The sequence below is a fragment of the Algoriphagus sp. PAP.12 genome, from assembly GCF_026652115.1.
Lineage (GTDB): Bacteria > Bacteroidota > Bacteroidia > Cytophagales > Cyclobacteriaceae > Algoriphagus.
On record NZ_JAPPSQ010000034.1, the window covers coordinates 1 to 20,163 of the forward strand.

18 protein-coding genes are annotated in these 20,163 nt (G+C 39.3%); 13 read left to right on the forward strand and 5 right to left on the reverse strand.

Features of this window, described 5'->3' with window-relative positions; genetic code table 11:
* Window positions 1-24: 24 nt before the first annotated feature.
* Together ahcY and O0V13_RS20755 are read right to left on the reverse strand one after the other, a co-directional pair.
* Entirely contained in the window at window positions 25-1,344 is a 1,320-nt protein-coding gene (gene ahcY, locus O0V13_RS20750; RefSeq protein ID WP_268036937.1) for an adenosylhomocysteinase, read from the reverse strand.
* Between the two features lie 76 nt (window positions 1,345-1,420).
* On the reverse strand, window positions 1,421-2,191 hold the full coding sequence (locus O0V13_RS20755) for a biotin--[acetyl-CoA-carboxylase] ligase (protein WP_268036938.1): 771 nt from the start codon (window positions 2,189-2,191) through the stop codon (window positions 1,421-1,423).
* 63 nt (window positions 2,192-2,254) lie between these two features.
* On the opposite strand from O0V13_RS20755, the gene rsfS reads away from it, so the two are divergent.
* The 4 genes from rsfS (at window position 2,255) to O0V13_RS20775 (ending at window position 6,395) form a co-directional block, all read left to right on the forward strand.
* Window positions 2,255-2,602: a ribosome silencing factor gene (gene rsfS, locus O0V13_RS20760; RefSeq protein ID WP_268036939.1), complete on the forward strand. Its 348-nt coding sequence runs from the start codon at window positions 2,255-2,257 to the stop codon at window positions 2,600-2,602.
* Between the two features lie 64 nt (window positions 2,603-2,666).
* Window positions 2,667-4,733, forward strand: coding sequence for an ATP-dependent zinc metalloprotease FtsH (gene ftsH, locus O0V13_RS20765; protein WP_268036940.1), 2,067 nt, complete (start codon window positions 2,667-2,669; stop codon window positions 4,731-4,733).
* A 64-nt stretch (window positions 4,734-4,797) separates the two neighbouring features.
* The gene (locus tag O0V13_RS20770; RefSeq protein ID WP_442780944.1) at window positions 4,798-5,574 is read left to right on the forward strand and encodes a UDP-2,3-diacylglucosamine diphosphatase; all 777 of its coding nucleotides are present in this window, start codon (window positions 4,798-4,800) and stop codon (window positions 5,572-5,574) included.
* Entirely contained in the window at window positions 5,571-6,395 is an 825-nt protein-coding gene (locus O0V13_RS20775; protein ID WP_268036942.1) for a hypothetical protein, read from the forward strand. The genes O0V13_RS20770 and O0V13_RS20775 overlap by 4 nt, the downstream gene beginning before the upstream one ends.
* A gap of 16 nt (window positions 6,396-6,411) precedes the next feature.
* Here the strand turns inward: O0V13_RS20775 and O0V13_RS20780 are convergent, their stop codons facing one another.
* The 3 genes from O0V13_RS20780 to O0V13_RS20790 all read right to left on the reverse strand — a co-directional run bounded on the left by O0V13_RS20780 (window position 6,412) and on the right by O0V13_RS20790 (window position 9,457).
* The gene (locus tag O0V13_RS20780; RefSeq protein ID WP_268036943.1) at window positions 6,412-7,269 is read right to left on the reverse strand and encodes an inositol oxygenase family protein; all 858 of its coding nucleotides are present in this window, start codon (window positions 7,267-7,269) and stop codon (window positions 6,412-6,414) included.
* Between the two features lie 40 nt (window positions 7,270-7,309).
* Window positions 7,310-8,887, reverse strand: a complete 1,578-nt coding sequence (locus O0V13_RS20785) for a solute:sodium symporter family transporter (protein WP_268036944.1) — start codon at window positions 8,885-8,887, stop codon at window positions 7,310-7,312.
* Window positions 8,888-9,031: 144 nt separating this feature from the next.
* Window positions 9,032-9,457, reverse strand: coding sequence for an FKBP-type peptidyl-prolyl cis-trans isomerase (locus O0V13_RS20790; RefSeq protein WP_268036945.1), 426 nt, complete (start codon window positions 9,455-9,457; stop codon window positions 9,032-9,034).
* A 197-nt stretch (window positions 9,458-9,654) separates the two neighbouring features.
* On the opposite strand from O0V13_RS20790, the gene O0V13_RS20795 reads away from it, so the two are divergent.
* The 9 genes from O0V13_RS20795 (at window position 9,655) to O0V13_RS20835 (ending at window position 20,146) form a co-directional block, all read left to right on the forward strand.
* The gene (locus tag O0V13_RS20795; protein WP_268036946.1) at window positions 9,655-11,037 is read left to right on the forward strand and encodes a sigma-54-dependent transcriptional regulator; all 1,383 of its coding nucleotides are present in this window, start codon (window positions 9,655-9,657) and stop codon (window positions 11,035-11,037) included.
* Window positions 11,027-12,370, forward strand: a complete 1,344-nt coding sequence (locus tag O0V13_RS20800; RefSeq protein WP_268036947.1) for a sensor histidine kinase — start codon at window positions 11,027-11,029, stop codon at window positions 12,368-12,370. Before O0V13_RS20795 ends, O0V13_RS20800 begins: the two co-directional genes overlap by 11 nt.
* Window positions 12,371-12,414: 44 nt before the next feature.
* Window positions 12,415-14,031, forward strand: coding sequence for an ArnT family glycosyltransferase (locus O0V13_RS20805; RefSeq protein WP_268036948.1), 1,617 nt, complete (start codon window positions 12,415-12,417; stop codon window positions 14,029-14,031).
* A gap of 49 nt (window positions 14,032-14,080) precedes the next feature.
* Window positions 14,081-14,662, forward strand: a complete 582-nt coding sequence (locus O0V13_RS20810; RefSeq protein ID WP_268036949.1) for an alpha-ketoglutarate-dependent dioxygenase AlkB — start codon at window positions 14,081-14,083, stop codon at window positions 14,660-14,662.
* Between the two features lie 16 nt (window positions 14,663-14,678).
* The gene (locus O0V13_RS20815) at window positions 14,679-15,488 is read left to right on the forward strand and encodes a sialate O-acetylesterase (protein ID WP_268036950.1); all 810 of its coding nucleotides are present in this window, start codon (window positions 14,679-14,681) and stop codon (window positions 15,486-15,488) included.
* Window positions 15,489-15,581: 93 nt separating this feature from the next.
* Window positions 15,582-18,362 (forward strand): formylglycine-generating enzyme family protein, encoded by a 2,781-nt coding sequence (locus O0V13_RS20820; protein WP_268036951.1) that lies wholly within the window; start codon window positions 15,582-15,584, stop codon window positions 18,360-18,362.
* A 116-nt stretch (window positions 18,363-18,478) separates the two neighbouring features.
* Window positions 18,479-18,856 carry a hypothetical protein gene (locus O0V13_RS20825; protein WP_268036952.1) on the forward strand — a complete coding sequence of 126 codons (378 nt, stop codon included), beginning with the start codon at window positions 18,479-18,481 and terminating at the stop codon, window positions 18,854-18,856.
* Between the two features lie 65 nt (window positions 18,857-18,921).
* Entirely contained in the window at window positions 18,922-19,653 is a 732-nt protein-coding gene (locus O0V13_RS20830; RefSeq protein ID WP_268036953.1) for a VIT1/CCC1 transporter family protein, read from the forward strand.
* A gap of 4 nt (window positions 19,654-19,657) precedes the next feature.
* On the forward strand, window positions 19,658-20,146 hold the full coding sequence (locus O0V13_RS20835) for a GyrI-like domain-containing protein (RefSeq protein WP_268036954.1): 489 nt from the start codon (window positions 19,658-19,660) through the stop codon (window positions 20,144-20,146).
* Window positions 20,147-20,163: the final 17 nt, after the last annotated feature.

The window sequence follows — 20,163 nt, forward strand, 5'->3', positions numbered from 1 at the left end:
TTTACTTTTTATAAAAAATAACTATTAGTATCTATAATATTCTGGTTTAAATGGACCTTCCACAGCTACCCCAATGTAAGTAGCTTGCTCTTCAGAAAGCGTATCCAATTCAACACCCAATTTAGCCAAATGCAAAGCTGCTACTTTTTCATCAAGGTTCTTTGGAAGAACATAAACGCCTGGTTGGTATTCACCGTGCTTCTCCCAAAGCTCCAATTGAGCCAATGTTTGGTTGGTGAATGAGTTAGACATTACAAACGAAGGGTGTCCAGTAGCACAACCCAAGTTCACCAATCTACCTTCTGCCAAAATGATCAATTCGTTTCCATCTACATTATACAAGTCAACTTGAGGCTTGATCACATTTTTGGTATTACCATAGTTTTTGTTCAACCAAGCCATATCGATCTCATTGTCGAAGTGCCCGATGTTACAAACGATAGTTTTATCTCTCATAGCTTTGAAATGCTCTCCAGAGATAATATCCTTGTTTCCGGTAGCAGTTACTACGATATCCGCTTCTTTTACAGCATCAACCATCTTTTTCACTGCAAAACCATCCATTGCAGCCTGAAGCGCACAGATTGGATCGATTTCAGTCACAATAACTCTTGCTCCAGCACCTCTCAAAGAAGCAGCAGAACCTTTTCCAACATCACCGTACCCAGCGACAACAGCTACTTTACCGGCCATCATCACATCAGTAGCACGACGAATCGCATCTACCAAAGATTCTTTACAACCGTATTTATTATCGAATTTAGATTTGGTAACTGAATCATTCACGTTGATTGCAGGCAATGGAAGTGTTCCATTCTTCATTCTTTCATACAATCTATGAACACCCGTAGTAGTTTCTTCAGACAATCCTCTGATTCCAGCTACCAATTCAGGATACTGATCCAAAACCATGTTGGTCAAATCACCACCATCATCCAAAATCATGTTCAATGGAGTTCTTTCTTCTCCAAAGAAAAGAGTTTGCTCAATACACCAGTCAAATTCCTCTTCGGTCAATCCTTTCCATGCATATACTGAAATACCGGCAGCAGCGATAGCAGCTGCAGCATGATCCTGCGTAGAGAAGATATTGCAAGAAGACCAAGTCACCTCAGCGCCAAGAGCTACCAAAGTTTCAATCAAAACGGCAGTCTGGATAGTCATGTGAAGACATCCGGCGATTCTAGCACCTTTCAAAGGCTGAGAAGCTCCAAACTCTTCTCTCAGCGCCATCAAACCTGGCATTTCCGCCTCCGCTAATTTGATCTCTTTTCTCCCCCATTCCGCTAGGGAAATATCTTTCACTTTATACTGAATGAATTTTTCAGATTGAATTTCTGACATAGTATTATGATTTATTTGTCTCTAGACTTTTTCAAAAACTTCCGCAAAGGTACCTCTAAATTATGGTTTTTTAAAATCAGCTATGATAGTTTGGGAACTGGATGGTTTTGAATTCAAAACATTGTAATTCACCATTTTTAGCTTCTATTTCCAACCTTCCAAATGAGTCTACTCCAACTATTTTTCCTTCAAATTTTCCAGAAGGAATTTGGTATTCAGCCCATTCGCCCTTAAGAAACAAATGAGACAAGTAAGTGTTTTTAATTTGATTGAATCCTCGCTTTTTTAGAGTTAAATAATGCTTTTCTATTCGGGTGATTAAAAGTCTAAACAGCTCCTCCAAATTAAACTCAGAGCCTGTCAGTTTTTTCAAAGAAGTTGGTCCATTCATTGAAAAATCAGTTTGATTTACATTCAAACCCAACCCGACAACAGCGTATTCCCAACCTTTGGAACCCAAGCTGTTTTCAATCAAAATCCCTCCCAATTTTCCAAATCCCGGAACAATCAAATCATTGGGCCATTTGAGCTGAAGATGCGGAATGTAGTCAACCAAAACCTCATAGATCGCATTAGAAACGGCCATATTTAGATAAAACTGCTCAGATATATCCAAGAAATCAGGACGGAGAACCAAAGAGAAAGTCAAATTCTTTCCCGGTTCAACAGACCATGTGTTTCCACGCTGACCTTTTCCGAAAGTCTGGTTTTCTGTAATGATTATCGTACCTTCCTTGGCGATTCTTTCTCTGACTAATTGGAAGGCTTTGTCATTGGTAGAGTGACACTCTGGCAGAAAATGAACATCTTTCCCTAAAAAAATGGTGTTGGCAAGAATTTTATACATAAGTTTTCGAATTGCCCGCTACCCATTAGATTTATGCAGGCATTGCAAAATTAACCAATAAATATGACAGCAGAAGAGCTGAGCAAGATCATCGTCAAAGGAATGGAAGAGAAAAAAGCTTCCAACATTGTGGTGATGGACCTTAGAAATATCAAAAATACAGTAAGTGACTTTTTTGTCTTATGCTCTGGCGGTTCCGACACCCAGATTGAAGCAATTTCCGATTCTATCGAAGAACAAGTCATCAAAGCTGGAGAAACAGCCCCTTACAGAAGTGAAGGAAAAAGCGGCAAACAATGGATCCTGATGGATTATGTCGATGTGGTAGCCCACATTTTCCTAAAAGACAGAAGAGAGTTTTTCGGTTTGGAAGAACTCTGGGGAGATGCAAAAATCACCCGAGTTGAATAAAGTTTACAAACTTTAATCAGGTCAACCCGTTTTACCTTAAGTTTAGAGAATTACCTACTAATCAATGAGCGATACTAATAAAAGCAAAAAATTTGTCCCAAAACCTCCTCAAAAACCCAACTTTCAGCTTTGGCTGATTGTGACGGCTGTTTTGGTATTGATCGGACTTACCTGGATCAACCAAAGAGGCGCGATGGTAGACATTACCAAAAAGCGATTTGAAGACATGTATGAGGCCGGTGATGTGGCCAAAGTCGTTTTAGTCAAAAATATGGACCGTGTAGATGTCACATTGAAACCATCTGCATTATCCAAAGACAAATACAAAAATGAACTGGAATCCAATGCGACCTTCTTCAATCCAAATGGGCCGCATTACTCCTTGCAAGTAGCTTCAGGCGATAAATTCGCAGAAGATTTTGACGCTTTAGAACAAAAAGTCAATCCTGAAAACAGAATCGGATACTCTGTGACCTCTGAGGAAAACTGGAGCAGCTGGTTCGGTAGTTTCGGCTTCTTGATTCTGCTTTTTGTATTCTTCTGGTTTATGATGAGGAGAATGGCAGGTCCGTCCGGTCCAGGTGGTCAGATATTCAACGTAGGCAAATCAAAAGCCCAGTTGTTTGATGCTGAAAATAAAGTCAAAATTACGTTTGACAATGTGGCAGGTTTGGACGAAGCAAAAGAGGAGGTTCAAGAAATCGTCGAATTCCTTAAAAACCCTTCCAAATTCACCAAGCTTGGAGGTAAAATCCCTAAAGGAGCGCTACTTGTAGGCCCTCCGGGAACAGGTAAAACCTTGCTTGCAAAAGCTGTTGCTGGTGAAGCAGGAGTACCATTCTTTACGCTTTCAGGATCTGATTTCGTGGAGATGTTTGTCGGTGTAGGTGCTGCCCGTGTGAGAGATTTGTTCAAGCAAGCAAAAGAGAAAGCTCCTTGTATCATCTTTATTGATGAGATTGATGCGATCGGTAGATCCCGAGGAAAAGGACAAATGCCAGGCTCCAATGACGAACGTGAAAATACGCTAAACTCATTATTGGTAGAGATGGATGGATTTGGTACAGATACCGGAGTTATTGTAGTGGCTGCAACCAACCGTCCTGATGTTTTGGATAGCGCATTACTAAGACCGGGTCGTTTTGACAGACAGATTTCTATAGACAAGCCGGATATCGTTGGAAGAGAGGCAATTTTCAAAGTTCATTTGAAACCTATCAAAACAGCCAATGATGTAGACGCAAAGAAATTGGCAGCTCAAACTCCAGGTTTTGCAGGTGCTGAAATCGCCAACGTATGTAATGAAGCAGCATTGATTGCAGCAAGACGAAACAAAACTGCGGTTGATATGCAAGACTTCCAAGACGCTGTTGATAGGGTCATCGGTGGTCTTGAGAAGAAAAATAAAATTATTTCTCCTGAAGAAAAGAAAATCGTTGCCTATCACGAAGCGGGCCATGCAGTGGCTGGATGGTTCTTGGAGCATGCTGATCCTTTGGTGAAAGTAAGTATTGTCCCTCGTGGAGTTGCAGCCTTGGGATATGCGCAATACCTACCTAAAGAACAATTCCTTTATCAAACTGAGCAACTCATCGATGAGATGTGCATGACTTTGGGAGGTAGAGCTGCAGAGGAAATCATCTTTGGCAAAATCTCTACAGGTGCATTAAGTGATTTGGAAAGAATCACCAAAATGGCTTATTCCATCGTCTCTGTTTACGGTATGAACGAGAAATTGGGAAATGTTTCCTTCTACGACAGCAAAAGTGATGGTTACAAAATGACCAAACCATACTCAGAAGCGACGGCAGAATTGATTGATCAAGAAGTTCATAAGTTGATCGATTTTGCTTACCAAAGAACGTTGGATTTGTTGAGAGAAAGAAGTTCAGAATTGGAAACTTTAGCTCAGGAGCTTCTTCAAAAAGAAATCTTATTCCAATCTGATTTGGAAAGGTTGATCGGTAAAAGACCTTTTGCAAAAGAAACAACCTATCAGGCTTTCACTAATAAGAAAGAAGAATTGAAGGAGGATGCGCCAACGCCTGACTCCATCGAAAGTAGAAATAAACCAGAATCGGAAGTAGAACCTGTCCCGACACCGGAGCCGGATCCGAAACCTGAAAATTGATTCAATAAAAAGCCCCGATTAAATCGGGGCTTTTTATTTTTGCTGTTGAATTTTATCTTTCATGATGCCTTCCCAACCAATCAATTATACCCTAGGGGACAAAAAATTATATTTCGCTTCTGATTTTCATCTAGGTGCGCCCAATGAAAGTGACAGCAAAGAACGAGAACAAAAAATCATTCGATGGTTGGATTCAGTCAAAGAGGATGCGGCTGCAATATTTTTGGTAGGAGATATATTTGATTTTTGGTTCGAATACAAGGAAGTCATCCCGAAAGGATTCATTCCTTTTATTTCCAAAATTCATCAATTACGGGAAGCCGGAATCCCGATTTTGTTTTTTACCGGCAACCATGATTTATGGATGAAAGACTATTTCACCAAAGAATTGGGAATCCCTGTCTACCATCATCCGATCGAAATAATTGTCAATAATAAATCCATTTTGGTGGGGCATGGAGATGGTTTGGGCCCTGGAGACCGATCTTATAAAGTACTCAAAAAAGTCTTCACAAACCCCTTGGCTAAATGGCTATTCCGCTGGTTCCACCCAGATTTAGGAATCAAACTGGCAAAAGCTTGGTCTGGGAGCAGCCGTATTTCCAATATGGAAAAAGATGAAAATCATTTTCTAGGTGAGGATGAATGGCTTTGGCAATATTGCAAAGAGGTGGAAAGCAAAAAACATCATGATTTCTATGTTTTCGGGCATCGACATCTTCCTTTGGAGTTGGAAGTGGGAGAAAGCTCTACCTATTTCAATTTAGGAGAATGGGTCAGTCAATACACCTTTTTAGAGCTTTCTGAGGATATGGCTTCACTCAAAACATTTGAAGGGTGAAACAGCTTTGGGTGATTTTCTTCCTAATTTCAGGCTTGACAAATGCTCAAGAAGCATGGACTGAAGATCCCATTGCAACTATTCCTTTTCAACAATTAGACCTAATATCTTTCGACACAAAGGATCAGGTTTTTGCAAGCAACACGAAAGGTGACATTTATTTGTATGATTCTAAGGGGAGTCAAAAAAACTACTTCTCTCCTCCCCGACAAGGTAAGCTGAATCAACTGGAAGCCAATTGGACGGTCAATATTTTCTCTTTTTCCTATGACCTTCAATCGTATCAGGTTCTAGACCGTTTTTTAAACCCCATTTCAGAAGGGAGTCTTATGATTCCAGAAATCAATTTGGCAAAAGCAGCAACATTGGGAAACAACAATATCATCTGGATCTGGGATGAATCTGATTTTTCACTCAAGCGTATGGACTTTTTACGAAAAATCATTCTCGACTCACAGCCTTTGAATCTGATTTTGGATACTGGGGTTTTAGATGTGAAAGAAATCAGGGAGTTTAAAAACATGCTATTTTTGAACGTACCTCAGACGGGTGTATTCATTTTTGACAATCAGGGGAATCTAATCAAAAAGCTAGAGCTACAGGGTATTGAAAGGCTATGCTTTTGGAAAGAGCGTCTCCTATGGGTTGAAAAAGATCTCATATGGGCCATTTCCATCGAAAATGGAGAGAAGCTTCCACTTTTGGAATCGCCGATTTCAGAGGCAAAAGGAATTCAGATCGGTCAAGAAAATCTCGTACTCACTAACGAAGATCAAATCACAATTTATCGAATACCGGAAAAAATAAAGACCTTGAATTGATCAAGGTCTTTAGTGATTAAAACTTCAAAGTGTCAGGTAGAAATTTCGCTGCCAAATCTTCATAGTATGGCCTCAGCTCCTTCACATTTGGTGGTACAGCAGCTTTGGAATACAAATCATAGGGATTGAATTTATTGACCCACTCGAATAGTCTGTGATCATCTTTGTTCATCAAATGCTCATAGGCATTTTCTCTATGCTGGGCATAAAAACTATGATATCGAAGCATCGCCAAACCCTCCTCGGGAAGATAATCCTTCATGATTTGATAGATGTACTCGTCATGTCCCCAAGACATATGCACATTGTCCAAACCGCAGTTGGGTTCATAAACTCCAAATTTGGTATTGTATCGCGAATCTTGGCTATCTGGATTGTCTTTGAAAAACTCAGGATAAACGATTTTATCGGAATGCTTACATCCTACCGGAAATGTATCGCCTACCACACACCATTGCGGTTCACCAAATAGACAAAGAACTTTCCCCAGATCATGCAAGAAGCCCGTTAGGACAAACCAATCTGGATGTCCATCCGCTCTAATTGCCTCGGAAGTTTGAAGTAAGTGTTGGGTTTGATCCAAATCTGTATCCGGGTCGGAATCGTCAATTAACGTATTTAGAAATTCTACTGCCTCCCAAAGGGTCATTTCTTTTCTGTCAAACTTCAAAAAGTCTTTCTCCTTGCCAAGTACAAATTCATAAGTCTGATTCAGGTGATTTTCTCTATAAAACTCACGAACCGTATCTCTTCCGGGGTTCTCATAATTCCGAAATTCCTCCTTGGCTTTTTCAGACTTACCTGATTCTGGATAGCGCTGCAAAAGATCCTCTTCCCAGAGCTCTTCCATTTGATGAGGTGTCACTTCTTTCATACCGATAAAATTTTCCCTAATATATTAATTTCCAATGATTTCAATTCCCAAGCCATATATAAATCACTACCGTCAACACGACCAAAATCAATCCCAATATATTGGCATATTTCCATGGCTTTAGTGCTACCGAACCGGTATCAGTAGGCTTAAAGGGATTGGTGTTGGGATAAAAATAAGATACTCCAAACATCACAATCATATTCAAAACGAATTCAATTCCCCAAATATGTACAAAATGAATATCAACAGGGAAGATGAATACCGTCAAAATGTAAAATAGAAGACCTACAAAAAGTCCGGCTTTTGCTCCAGTTGCTGAGATTTTTGGAATAAAAAGTCCAGCCAAAATAATACTGGCAATAGGAATGAAAAAGATTCCATTCAATTGTTGCAATAACTGATACAATCCATCCGGTGCACCTGCTACCATTGGAGCAGCGACAATCGCACAAATAGCCAAAATGATGGATGTCAATTTCCCAATCCAGACCAATTGCTTATCACTTGCATTGACATTGAGGTGTCTCTTGTAAATCCCCAAACTGAAAATCGTAGCTGTACTATTCAGGACACTGTTGAAGGTACTCAATACAGCCCCCATTACCACTGCTGCAAAGAAACCCGTCAAACCGACTGGAAGAACTTTTTTGATCAGTTCAGGATAAATCAAATCCTGGTTTTCATATAGGCTATCTCCAAAATAATAAAATCCAATGACTCCAGGTAAAATGATAATCAGTGGTACAAAAAGCTTTAAAACACCTGTGTACAAAAGTCCTTTTTGGGCCTCAGCCAAATTCTTTGCTCCTAATGCTCTTTGAATTATCGGCTGATTCATACACCAGAAGTACAGCTGATTGATCATCAAGCCCGTAAACAAAACTTCAAAGGGCAAAACCGAATCTTTCGAACCGATCACATTGAATTTCTCCGGGGCAGCATTGTAGACTTTTTGTAGGCCCCCTATCAAATTTCCTTCTCCAATATCCCAAAGGGCAAAACCAAGTACCAGCAAACCTCCCAAAAACAAGCCTATTCCATTGATGGTATCAGAATAGGCCACCGCTTTCAAACCTCCAAAAATCGCATATATGGAACCTATAACGCCAATCACGATTACGGTCAACCAAAGCCCCTCTTGATGGCTGATTTGAAAAGTTTCCGACACATTGAAAATACTTTCCAAATTGATCGCACCCGTGTATAAAACGATCGGAAGTAAAGTCACCACAAAGGACACGATTAGAAATAAAGCCACCAGCGTCCTTGTCATCTGGTCAAACCTCATCTCCAAATACTGTGGAATGGTAGTCAAGCCCATTTTCAGATAATTGGGAATGAAATAAAGGGCTCCAATAACCAAGGCAATTGCCGAGGTGACTTCCCAGGCGATGATGATAAATCCATTTTTATAGGCTGACCCATTCATACCAATCAAATGTTCGGTAGAAATATTGGTCAATAACATAGAGCCTGCGATCACTACTCCTGTCAAACTCTTTCCTCCTAAAAAATATCCATCTTGGGTATTGAGCTTGTCTTTGCGAAGCTGATACCATGAAAAAAAAGCAACAAAAGCCGTGAAGGCTAAAAAAGAGAGAATGGTCAGGGTCATGTTAATTGGATTGGTGAGTACCAAACTCTTAATATACTGGAGTTCTTTAAAAAATTATTAATGAATTACGGAATCGTTTCGATTCTGCCGGAAATAAAAAAAGGGCCTCGAAAGGCCCTCTTTAATCTTATTTATTGAATTGAATTATCCGATTTTCACCAACTCAATGTCAAAAATCAAATCTTTTCCAGCCAATTGATGGTTGGCGTCCAATGTGATTTTCTCATCATCTACATGAATTACGATCACAGGCATTGGCTGACCATTTCCTCCCTGAAGAGTCAATTGCATTCCAATTTCTGGCTTGATATCCGCAGGAACCTGAGTTTTTGGCACATCAATCAACATATCATCTCTGCGCTCGCCGTAAGCTTCAGCAGCAGGAATAGTCACAGTTTTTTTATCTCCAACAGCCATTCCATTTACAGCTGCGTCAAATCCTTGAATCATCTGTCCTCCACCAACGGTGAATCCTAGTGGCTCGCGCTGAACTGAAGAATCAAATACAGATCCGTCTTCTAGTTTTCCAGTATAATGCACTTGGACGTTGTCACCTTTTTTTGCTTGCATGGTATTGTTTCTTTTTTTGTGAAAGGACAAAGGTACAAATAATACGCAGGCCAGAAAATCGTACGAATTCTTCAAAAATTGTCCGATAGCAGTATAAAATCGTACACAAACGGACACTTATTCCTGAAAATTGCCGAAATTGAGCAAATAAGGGACTTGGCACCATTTTCCCCTATAAAAGAGCAAAACAATAGACTATGGAAAATCAAGACTTGGGAAAGATTCTGATCATCGACGATAATGAGGATTTACTTTTTGCGGCAAAAATGCTTTTGAAGAAACATGCCAAGGAAGTCACTATTGAAAAAGATCCGAGAAGAATTCCATTTTTGATCAATAATAACAGTTACGACGTCATTTTATTGGACATGAACTTCCGCGAGGACACCACCTCTGGAAAGGAAGGATTTTATTGGCTGAACCAAATTAAAGAAATAGACCCAAAAGCAGTTGTCATCTTAATCACCGCATTTGGTGATGTAGAGATGGCAGTTCAGGCATTGAAAGAAGGTGCAACAGACTTCATCTTAAAGCCTTGGCAAAATGAAAAATTGCTTGCGACTCTTTCTGCGGCTGTTCGACTAAAAGAAAGCTACAATGAAGTTGACAAACTTCAGAAAAAGCAAAAGCAATTGCAGTCTGATCTGAAGAAGCCCTATACGGACATCATTGGCAGCAGTGCCGCTATGAAGAACATTTTCTCCATCATTGACAAAGTAGCCCAAACAGATGCAAATGTCCTGATTTTGGGAGAAAACGGCACGGGTAAAGAACTAATCGCCAGAGCTATCCATGAAAGATCATTGAGAAAAGATGAGATTTTCGTCGGAGTAGATATGGGCGCTATAACTGAGACACTTTTTGAGTCTGAGCTTTTCGGACACAAAAAAGGGGCATTTACAGATGCCAAAGATGATAGGGCAGGTCGATTTGAAGTGGCAGATAAAGGCTCTTTATTTTTGGATGAAATCGGAAACTTATCCATGCCTTTGCAATCCAAATTATTGACAGTATTGCAAAAAAGAGAAGTTACTAGAATTGGAACAAACAAGTCTATTCCAGTAGATATTCGATTGATCTGCGCTACCAATATGCATGTACATGAAATGGTGATGGAAAATACTTTCCGTCAGGATTTGCTTTACCGAATCAATACTGTGGAAATTTTCCTTCCTCCTTTAAGAGAGCGTCATGATGATATCCCTCAGCTTTGTCAGCATTTCTTGAAACAGTATTCGCAAAAGTACAGAAAGGACTTCAGTGGTTTCACACCTTCTGCGATGGAACTTCTGCAGAGATACCCTTGGCCTGGGAACATTCGTGAGCTTCAGCATGCGATCGAAAGAGCAATTATCATGGCCGAAGGTGATCAGTTGGATTCAAGGGATTTCTTCTTCCTTTCTGCAAAACCAGCATCTGAAAAAGCACCTGTGAACAACACGCTGAATTTGGATGATATGGAAAGAAGCACCATTCAAAGAGCAATTGACAAAAACGGTGGAAACATTTCCAAAGCTGCCAAAGAATTGGGATTGACCCGAGCCTCTTTGTACAGAAGATTAGAAAAGTATGGATTATAAAGTCGGTTTATTGGGGCGAATTGCCCTGCTTGCCGGCTCTCTATTTCTGCTGGCGTATACCATTTTCGATGAATGGGGAGTCTTTGTGACTTCCCTTTTCATCATTTTGGTAATTATTCAGATCATTTTTTTACTCCGCTACAGCGAAAGCTCTTTCAAAAAAGTCCGGACCTTTTTGGACAATATCAAACAGGATAAATATTCACAGGTCTACCCTGTCAAATTTGATGGAACAGAGACGGATGACCTCCACATTGAGTTCAATGCCATTCTTGCCAAGCTAAAAGAAGACCAAGCCGAGAAAGAAGCCAATTATCAGTATTTCAGATCTGTATTCAAACATTTGAGTATTGGTCTGATCACCTTTGGAGAAAATGGAAACATTCAGATTCTCAATGTAGCTGCCAAGAGAATCCTCAATGTAGACGAGTTGAAAAATATTGGTGAAATCGCCAACGTCAACAAAGAGCTACACCTTGCCATTCAAAACCTTCGTACTGGTGGATCAGAATTGATAAAAATTGCCCATCCGGATGGGATTATGCAGCTTTCAGTTTATGTGATTGAACTGTTGATGAGGGGAGAAAAATTCAAATTGGTTTCGCTTCAGAACATCCAGTCCGAATTGGAAGAAAAAGAAATGGAAGCATGGCAGAATTTGGTAAAAATCCTGACCCACGAAATCATGAATTCCATCGCTCCAATTTCTTCCCTAGCCGGAACTCTAAAGTCAGATATTGAACATAAAATCGAACAGAACGAAGAGCCCACAGAAGAGGAATTGGAAGACTTCCTGATGGGAATGGCTACCATAGAAAAACGAAGTGAAGGCCTGATTAATTTTGTCTCTGACTTCAGAAGCTTGGCCCATATTCCAGCTCCGAAATTTACCAGTATCCGGATTTCCCACCTTTTTGAACAATTGAAAACATTGCTCCATCATCAAATTGAAACGGGAGGAATCAAGCTAATTCAGGAGATTGACCCTGAAGAATTGATTCTCTTTGGTGACCAAACTCAAATCGAGCAAGTGATGATCAATCTCACTCAAAATGCGATTCAGGCAGTAGAAGAATCAGATGAAAAGATCATTCGACTAAGAGCTTTTATTGATGAAGCGGGTAAGATCATCATCGAAGTCTGCGACACTGGAAAAGGCATCGAGGAAGAGGCATTAAGCAAGATTTTTATCCCATTCTTTACTACGAAAAAGAAAGGTTCTGGAATCGGGCTTTCACTTTCCAAACAAATTATGCGTAGGCATAAGGGTAATATCCAAGTTCGTTCCCAGCTAGGCGAAGGCACTACATTCAAATTGATTTTTAACGGATAATTTCGGCATACTTTATAAATTAAAAGCCCTAAAAATTAGCTTCTATGAAAAAGTCAACTTTGGTATTTTCCTTTTTCATTTTAGCAAAGTTCTTATTGCAATACATTGCAGTTCATCCTGACTTTGAATTACATCGGGATGAATTTTTGCACTTGGATCAAGCCAGGCATTTAGCTTGGGGATACCTATCCGTCCCCCCGTTTACCTCTTGGGTATCATTACTTATTCAATTTTTGGGAGGAGGTGAGTTTTGGACTCGCTTGTTCCCAGCGTTTTTTGGTGCTTTGACTATTGCCTTGGTTTGGGACTTGGTCAAAAGGCTTGGAGGCAACCTTTTTGCTCAAAGTCTAGCCTCAGTGGCACTCCTTTGCTCAGCAATGATCCGCCTGAATATGCTCTATCAGCCTAATTCAGTGGATATCTTATGTTTTACTTTGGTTCCTTATACCTTAATCCGATATTTTGAACACAAAGAAAACAAATGGCTTTATGGGATGGCACTGACCTTTGCCCTTGCAGCACTTAATAAATACAACATTGCCTTTTTAGGATTTGGATTACTTCCTGCTTTATTGATCACCAAGCAAGGAAGTCTTTTTTCAAACAAACATCTCTATTATTCAATTCTTCTTCTTATTGTCTTGATTTTGCCAAATGTCATCTGGCAAATCAATCATGGCTTTCCAGTACTTAGACACATGGAATTATTGAAGGAATATCAATTGGTCAATAATAGCCGATTGGGATTTTGGAAGGACCAGGTTTTGTTTTTTTTCCCATCATTAATCTTGTGGCTCCTTGGGCTGATTTATGTTTTCACATCTAGAAAAACCAAAAAGTACAGATTTATCGGTTGGACTTATATTTTCACAATGGGGATTTTCACTTATCTCCATGCGAAAGGGTACTATGCCATAGGAATGTACCCTGCCCTTATTGCCTTTGGCTCAGTTTGGGTTTCGCAATGGATTCCTAAAGAATCCAATCGAGGAAAAATGGAAGGAAACACGCCTCCTGTTGTTCCCGAAATGAGCGTTACGGTGATCCAATCCCTATTTTCAAAAAAGAAATACCTTTTACAAACCTTAATTCTGATTATCCCACCTGTTCTATTTTCATTTGCTTTTGACCTGATTCATCCATTTTATTCTCCTGAAAAAATTCTAGAATCGCCTCCACCCTATTCTAAATTGGGATTAAACACTTGGGAGGATGGAAAGGAATATCCAATTCCCCAGGATTTCTCAGATATGCTGGGTTGGTCGGAATTAGCAGGATTGGTAGATGAAGCCTATGCCCAAATGCCAAAAGATGGCAGAACTCTCATCATTTGCGACAATTATGGAGAAGCTGGAGCCATCAATTTTTATACAAAAACACCAGGATTGGAAGCTTTCACTATGAATGCTGACTACCTCTATTGGTTTGATTTAGAGGAGCCCGTAGACAATTTGATTTTAGTATGGATGGCACAAGAGAAAATCACCGACAGAGAAATAAATTTCTTCGAAGAATATAAAGAGATCGGAAAAGTCACCAACCCTTTATCGAGGGAGAAAGGCACCACTGTTCATTACCTCAGAGGTGCCAAAGTGGATGTCAATTCCATACTTGAGGGAGAAATCAAAGAGAAAAAACAACTTTGGGAGGAAAGAGATTAAAGATTCATTGCTGAAAAATGTATTTTGAAGAAATAAAACCAAATCATACATGAAGCTTCCCTTGAACTGTCAAGCTGAATATCTTCAAGACTTTTTGGAGACAAATAAGGCTAATGAGCTATTTCAAGAACTTTTTGAACTTGTAAAACCTCTAGATTACAAATTCAAAACTTTTTCTGGAGAAGTGGTAGAGACGGATTTCAAAAAAATAATTTTTCTAGAAAAAGAGCTTAAAAATCTAAATGCCTTTCCTTTTGAATTTTGGGGAAACAGCATGGAAAAAACCGAAAGTTTATATTCCTTAACTAAGAAAATTGAATCCTATGTAGGCCAATATTTTGAAGTTTGTGTGCTAGTATTTTATCCTAATGGAAACTCTGGAGTTGATTTTCACTCTGATTTCTCAGCTTTTGGAGATACAACAACGATACCTTCTATCAGTTTGGGTGAAGAAAGAGAGTTTCAATTGAGAAACAAAGAGTCCTACGAAACATATTCAAAAGTATTAAGACATGGAAGCATGATCATTATGGGAGAAAACTGCCAAAATAATTATGAACACAGCCTCCCAATCAACCCTTCCTATAGCAACCCAAGAATCAATCTTACATTCAGAAGGTACGGATATTAATTTATTGTAAGAATCTATGAAAACAGTTTTTTTCATCCTCTCTTTTTTAGTACTCACTATTCATCTTTCAGCCCAAGAAATCATCCAATTTCCTAATAATCTAGATCCAAAAGCATCCTATGAAGTTATACTTTTGGCTGGTCAATCCAATATGGAAGGATTGGGAAAAGTTTCAGATTTGAGCCCCATGAATTTCGAAAACATCCATTTTTTCGATTACGGATTGAATTCAAATATGAAAAAATCATCTGGTAATTTTGGCCCTGAAATAGGGCTTGCAAAAACCCTTCAAAAGAATTTTCCCGATCGAAAATTCATCTTCATCAAATACGCTGTTGGAGGCTCCTCACTTCTCGATTGGGCTCCAAAATACGATGCTGAGAAAGCAAAAATCACTGGACACCCTGAGTTTGGAAATATGTACGCACGACTTATGGAGTTGACAGACAGCTTAACCAATGGACTTAAAACTGAACCTGTAGCAATTCTCTGGATGCAGGGAGAGAGAGATGCAAGAGTCCCAGAGGCAGGAAAAGATTATTACAAGAATTTCAAACATTTAATTCAATCACTCAGGAAAGACCTAGATCATAAATCACTTCCACTTCTTTTTGGAAAGGTAAATCCTCCACGGCAGACCTATTTAGCTTTGGAGACAGTAAATAGAGCTCAGGTTAAAACATCTAAAAAGATTAAAAACACCTTCCTCATTTCTACAGACAATCTGGATAAATTGGCAGACAATCTTCACTATTCCAGCCAAGGCCAATTGGAATTAGGAGAAAGATTTGGTGAAAAATTACTGGATATATTAAAAGAAAATTGAAAGATAAAATGCTCATTCTTTCCAAACCATCTGGACTAAAACCCTTTCCATTCATCAAGGCATTTTTTATCTTGGAATTCATCCATTCCCCCTATGAGTTCAAGATATTTCATTCTCCTGTCTTTTCTTTTTCTTTCCATTTTAAAAGGGTTTTCCCAAGAAGCTCATATTTCATTTCAACGTGGTTCTGATCAATCCATAGAATCATTTCAAATCAAAGGGCAAACTTTCCAAATCGATAGATCTGTCCCTTTATTTTCATATCAAATAGGAGAATCACTTTTTACTTCGATTCAGCCTTCTGATCAATTGGCTGTATCCATGAGACAAGATGGTCATCATTGGAAAATCTCTTTTAGCAACATTTCTCAGGACACGATTCAGCTCCACAATGTCATGCCTTTCTCAAAAGAAAGAACAGAAGTTTACATCACTGGAAATGGAAATCATGGACTTTCAAGAACACACCTTTTCCTGCCAGGAAGAGTACCAGTCAATGTGATCGTTCCCGATAATGCATGGGATCTTGGATATGCCGGGTTGAATTTAGATGGAGAATCAAAAATAGCATCACTAACTAGACGGGACCGAGAAAGTATCCAAAAAGGTAGTCGAAGAAGATTTGAAACTTATTTATTCCCAGGCGGTTCCGTAGATTACCTTTTTTACCTTCTCCCATATTCTGGAACTTGGCAAAATGGCTTGACTGAAGTTTTCCAGAAAAAAATGCTTTTTGACATAGCCAATTTTGAAAATGAGCTTTTCGAGAGGAAAGATCTTCAATGGATTCGTCATAGCTACGTCATGCACCTGATGTATGCATGGGACAAGTTTTACTATGACATAGACAAAGACGAATATACATTACAGGACTTTTTAGCCAGAGGCAAAAAGCTTTACGGAGGCGATGATGTGGTCAGTATCTGGCCTACTTGGCCTACTTTAGGTTTAGATCAAAGAAATCAGTTTGAGCTATTCAAAGACCTTCCCGGGGGATTAGAAGCAATGAGATTACAAGCTCAGTTGAGTCGAGAAAAAGGCACCAAGTTTTTTGTTTGTTACAACCCTTGGGATGTCGGAACTGAAGAAAAAGACCATTTTGAAGGGTTATATGATTTGATTTTGGCAACGGATGCCGATGGGGTAGTTTTGGATACAAAAGCAGAGGCGGGCAAAGAATTTCAGGACGCTTCAGATCGGGCTAAATCAGGAGTAATCATGTACAGTGAAGGAATGGCAGTTCCTAAGTCCATGCATACAATTGTTTCAGGAAGAGTTCATAATGCACTTTACTACCCTCCGATGCTAAATCTGAACAAATTAATCAAACCAGAATTTGCGATTTTCAGAGTAGCGGAGCTTTTCAAGGAAAAAATCAAAAGAGAGTTTGCCACGGCTTTTTTCAATGGATATGGCACTGAAATAAACATCATGGCTCCCGGTCAACCGGATTGGGTTGAGGAGCAATACTTTTTCTTGGGGAAAACTTCAAGAATCCTACGTGAAAATACTTTCAATTTTACTTCTCGAGGCTATACACCTCTCCTACCGACTACAGCGGACAATATCTGGGTAAATGAATGGAAAGCCGATGAAAAGACTGTTTACACCATTTACAGTACTATCCCGCAAGGTTACAAAGGGAATTTGTTCGAGATTAAGCCTGATGAAAAAAGTCACTTTGTAGATATCTGGTATCATGAAAATTTAGAACCTATTCAAGTAAATGAGAAATGGATGATAGAAGCAAAGACTGATGCTTTTCCTGAATATGAATTAGGAACCAACAATGAAGGCGCTGTTGATTGCATTGCTCAATTCCCAATTATCCTTGAGGGAAAAATAGATGGGGACTTTATCCTGATTTCTAGCAACAGAAATAAAGGTGAAATAAGACTTTGGGCAGGTAACCCAAGCTATCAAAATGAGGCTGTGATTTTGGAGGCTAAGAATCAGTCCATTCGGATTTCAGAGTATTTTAATCGATATGAAGGAAACTTTGTTTTGCAATATTTGGAAGATGGTATCCTCAAGGATGAAATCATCCTGTATCTAAAACCCGGGACACCTAGAAGAATTTCTGATTCACAAAAGACTGTTGCTCCAAACAAAACGCCTGATAAAATGGTCTTAGTTCCTTCTGGGAAATTTGAGTACAAAACGACCAATGGAGATGCATTCATACCCTATCCAAAACAAGATGAAGGAAAAATAATCGAGATGGAATCATTCTGGATCGATCAATTCCCTGTTACTAATTTAGATTTTGAAAAATTCCTTCTAGCCAGCCGTTATCAACCATCTGATCCGTCCAACTTCTTGAAGCATTGGGAGAATGGAAAAACCCCCAAAGGAATGGAAAACCTACCTGTGATCTATGTGAGTTTGGAAGATGCCAAAGCCTATGCCGAATGGGCTGGAAAACGACTACCAACCGAGTCAGAATGGCAATATGCTGCACAAGCTGGTGAAGAAAGAGATTGGCCATGGAATCAGGAAACTCCAGTTAATAGACGGTTTGAACCAATAACTGAAACTTTGACATTTGTCCATTTGGAAGGAATTGATTCCACATTGGTCAATTTAGGAAATGGAAAATTAGATCCAGTTGGTGTACATCCGAAAGGGGCCAATCCTTGGGGAATTCAAGATTTGGTTGGTAAAGTTTGGCAATTGACCCAAGATGAATATCAATCAGGAAGCCATCGATATATCATTTTAAAGGGAGGCTCCTATTTTAAACCTTCTGGGTCCTGGTGGTATGTTCAAGGTGGTCCTAGAGAATTAACTCATCGCCAACAATTATTGAGAGTAAGTCAGGGATTCGAAAGAAATGCAACAGTTGGATTTCGGTGTGTCATAGATGCAAACTAATCCTACCAAGGCTATTCTCTTCTCACCCCAGAACACTTAATTCACCGCATAATAAATGTTAAAATCTTAGTATTCAAATACTTTTCATCTTATTTTGAGTCATAAACTCTATTACAATGAAATATCTACTTGCTTTTTCTTGCTTCACTTTTCTATTTTCTCTTCAAGGATATACTCAAGATTTACCTTCTTTTGAATATAAGGGTAACATCAAAATTGGTGTACCAATGGGTGATTTACCTTCAATCGATTTTTCAAAAAAGGAACCTACTATCTCATTGAACAAACCATTTAACAAGGCCGATTTGGTTCACACTCCAGTTTTTTACAATAGAGAACCGAGTGAAATGGGTATTCTATTCAAAAGAAATCCGCAACCTGAAATGGATTTCACACTTAGAACCCAACAGCTTCCTGACATTAGCAGCAGGATGCCAATCCAAAAATTCCCGGAGGATAAAAATTATACGCTTTTGGTCAAGGACTATAATTAAAAGGACTCCAATACTGGGTCATTTTTGAGATTCTTCTTGTAAATTACTCCAAGAAGAATATAACCATGGATCAAATAAAGAACTCCTCAAAACGTCAAGTTACACTAGATAATTATCTCGACAATCATTATATCAACCGCAGCAATTGGTTGAGAGCGGCGGTCTTGGGTGCCAATGACGGGATAATTTCTGTTTCAAGTATCGCTATTGGTGTGGCTGCGGCGAGTAGTACCCGTGATCCAGTCGCTTTGGCAACAGTTGCAGGACTAGTTGCCGGGGCATTGTCTATGGCTGCGGGGGAATATGTATCTGTTAGCTCGCAGACCGATATAGAAAAAGCAGACATCAAGCGAGAAGCACAGGAATTGAAAGATATGCCTGAAGCTGAAGAAAGGGTACTGGCCCAAATCTACGTGAAAAGAGGCCTGCAATCAGAAACTGCAAAACAGGTAGCCAAAGAATTAATGCAGGTGGACCCTCTAGGGAGCCATGTTCGAGATGAATTAGGCATCAATGAAATAAGCCAAGCCAACCCCATTCAGGCGGCTTTGGCTTCTGGAGCTTCATTCACTTTAGGAGCAATACTTCCCTTATTGGTCACTTTACTGGCACCCATCGAATCCATGGAATTTTCATTGTATGGATTTTCTATTTTATTTCTTGCCTTATTGGGAGGTTTTGCTGCGAAAACCGGTGGCTCCCCAATTTTTAAGGCTATCCTTCGAATTTCAATCTGGGGAACTTTGGCTATGGGACTAACCGCCTTGGTTGGATCATTTTTTGGAGTAAATGTTTAAGAAAATGGATCAATTCCCTAATCCTATGCTTGTGCAGATTTCTGAAAAGCTTGTAATCGGAAAGAAGACTGAAATCAGTTTGGCCAATTTTAATATTTCTGAAATTTGGGAGGAATTTTCACCAAAAATAAAAGAAATCCGAAACCGAGTTTTTCCAGAATTACTTTCGATCACCATCTACCAACCAGGCCATTTCGAAAATTTTTCAATTGTAAAAACCTTTGAAAAATGGGCTGGCGCAGAAGTAGAATCCCTTGAAAAACTTCCTCAAGGATTAGATCATATGGTTATTCCTGCTGGCGAATATGCTGTCTTCCATTATAAAGGATTGCCATCCGACAACAGGATATTTCAATGGATTTATTCACAATGGCTTCCTGCTTCTGAGTTTGAACTCGATCAAAGACCCCATTTTGAGGTTTTGGGAGAAAAGTATAAAAATGGAAGTCCTGATTCCGAAGAGGACATTTATATTCCTGTAAAAAGAAACTAAACAAAAAAGACTCAATC